Source organism: Burkholderia sp. HAN2018 (genome assembly GCF_024704855.1).
Lineage (GTDB): Bacteria > Pseudomonadota > Gammaproteobacteria > Burkholderiales > Burkholderiaceae > Burkholderia > Burkholderia cepacia.
In genome coordinates this window covers 1-2,619 of the sequence record NZ_QOBB01000442.1, presented here as the reverse complement: position 1 = coordinate 2,619, position 2,619 = coordinate 1, and the positions used below count along the sequence as shown (strand labels likewise).

Sequence of the window (2,619 nt, the reverse complement as noted above, 5' to 3'; positions counted from 1 at the left end):
TCACGACGGCCGCGCCGCCGGCCGTCGCGCAGCGGCTCGGCCGCATTCGCCCGAGCCGCATCGGCACCGGCGAAACGGAGGGTTTCCGGCCGGGCGTGCCCGCGCTGACGCACTTCCCGGTGGACGCGTGGCGTCACGCGATCGACCGAGCGCTGCGCCGCAGCGGCCGCGACCTGCTCGGTTATGGCGATCCGCTCGGCGAGCGCGCGCTGCGCGAATCGATCGCGCGCCACCTGGCCGTGACGCGCGGCGTGCGCTGCGATCCCGAGCAGATCGTGATCACGGAAGGCGCACAGGGGGCGATCTCGTTGTGTGCGCAGCTGCTGACGAACCCGGGCGATACGGTGTGGGTCGAGGAGCCCGGCTATCGCGGCGCGCGCACCGCGATGCAGGCGGCCGACCTCGACGTCGTGCCGATGCCGGTCGACGCGGAAGGGCTGCGCGCCGAAGCGGACGACTGGCGCGAGCGGACGCCGCGCCTCGTCTATACGACGCCGTCGAACCAGTTCCCGACCGGCGCCGTGCTGTCGATCTCGCGCCGGCTCGCGCTGATCGATGCCGCGCGCCGGCATCGCGCGTGGATCATCGAGGACGACTACGACAGCGAATTCCGTCACACCGGCGAGCCGATCGGCGCGATGCACGGGCTCGCGCCCGATTCGCCCGTCGTCTATCTCGGCTCGTTCAGCAAGACGATGTTTCCGGCGCTGCGCATCGGTTTTCTCGTGCTGCCCGACGCGCTGCTGGCCGCGGTGCGGCCGGTGCTGCCGGAGATGCTGCGCGGCGGCACGCGCCACGTGCAGCTCGCGCTGGCCGATTTCATCGAGACGGGCGAGTACGGCCGGCATCTCGGCCGCATGCGCCGGCTGTACCGCGACCGGCGGCGGTTGCTGCTCGCCGCGCTCGACGGCAGCCTGAGCGTGCCGCACCAGATCGAGGGCGGGCCGTGCGGGCTGCATCTCGCGCTGCGGATGCCTGCGCGCTACCGCGATCGCGCGATCGTCGACGCGGCGCGCGCCCACGGCATCGGGCCGTTCCCGCTGTCGGGCTTTTCGATCGATGCGGCATCGGCAGGCAACGGGCTGGTGCTCGGTTTCGGCAATACGTCGGCCGACGCGTTCGAGCCGATGTTGCGGATGCTGTCGGCGATTGCGGAGCGGGTGGGCGGGGCGTGACGTGCGTACGCGTTGCCTGAGCCGGCGGCGCGGCGATCAGGTGCAGGAAGCCGCCGACCTTTGACTCGATACCGCTTCTCGGCTGTCGGCAGCAGCAAGTTCACCGCTGTCAGCGGGCTGTTTTTCGTACATCGGCCGGATGCAGCCGCCGGGTTCGGCTCCGCATACCGGCACAAACCGCCCACCGCCGCGCACGACAATCGGACTTGTGCGGATTGACGAATTGCCGACTTTGTTCGAAACGACCGCCATCGCGGCTCCGCACTTGCCGGCCACCCCGGCATACGGGTTTCGATTCGTATGTTCGAACAGGCCGCGTGGACTATAAATGGATGCGTGTACCGGTGCTTGTCAGGCGCCTGCGCGTCTCGCGCATGTCGGCGCCGCGACTCCCGGGGGAGGTGCACCGTGGTTCGCCAGACGCTTGCTCGCGCCGTGCTTCGCACCGCGTTGATCGGGGGCGTGTTTGCCGGCTGTTTGCTGCCTTCGCCGGCCGCCGTTTCCGGAACCCTGTCGCCATCCGCCACGCCACCCGCGACGAAGCAAAGGCCGGGTGCGATGCCTTATGCGATGCCGGTCGATTTTCCGGCGATCGTCGACCGCTACGGCCCGGCGGTCGTGACCGTCACGACTGCCGCACCCGACCAGCAGGCCGGTGTCCAGTCGTTCACGATCCTCGATCCCGACGATCCGCTCGCCGCATTCTTCCGGCGCGGCGCGCCGCCTCCCGCGCCGGGCCCGCAGACGCCGGCGCCCGACACGGCGCCGCGTGCGGTATCGGGCACCGGCTCGGGTTTCATCGTCAGCGCCGACGGCCTGATCCTCACCTCCGCGCACGTGGTCGACGATGCGACCGACGTGACCGTGCGGCTCACGGACCGCCGCGAATTCAAGGCGACCGTGCTGGCCGTCGATCCGCAAAGCGACGTCGCCGTGCTGCGCGTTACCGCGACGAAACTGCCGTTCGTGCGCATCGGCGATTCGGCGAAGGTACGCGCGGGCGAACCGGTGATGACGATCGGCGCGCCGGACGGATCGGGCAACACGGTCACGGCCGGCATCGTCAGCGCGACGTCGCACCGGCTGCCGGACGGCAGCGCGTTTCCGTTCTTCGAAACCGACATCGCCCCGAACCCCGACAACTCGGGCGGCCCCGTATTCAATCGCGCGGGCGACGTGATCGGCATCGCGGTGCAGGTGTATACGGGCACCGACCGCTACGCGAGCATGACGTTCGCGATTCCGATCGCGTTTGCCGCAAAGGTGCGTGCACAACTGCAGAAGCAGATGCAGGCGCAGGCGCAGCAGTCCCAGGAGCCGGGCGAGCCGTTGTCCGGCAACGCGCTTGGCGTCGACGTGCAGGATGTCGGCATCGGGCTGGCCGCCGCGTTCGGGCTGCCGCGTCCGGCGGGCGCGCTCGTCAACGGCGTGGCGCCCGGCTCGC

General features: G+C 70.4%; 2 protein-coding genes. Both read left to right on the top strand.

Features of this window, described 5'->3' with window-relative positions; translation table 11 throughout:
- Nucleotides 1–1,175, top strand: a 1,175-nt coding sequence (locus DPV74_RS40735) for a PLP-dependent aminotransferase family protein (RefSeq protein ID WP_162923315.1), incomplete at its 5' end; no start/stop codon positions are given.
- Between the two features lie 408 nt (nucleotides 1,176–1,583).
- On the top strand, nucleotides 1,584–2,619 hold a 1,036-nt coding region (locus tag DPV74_RS40730), incomplete at its 3' end, for a S1C family serine protease (protein ID WP_119339238.1).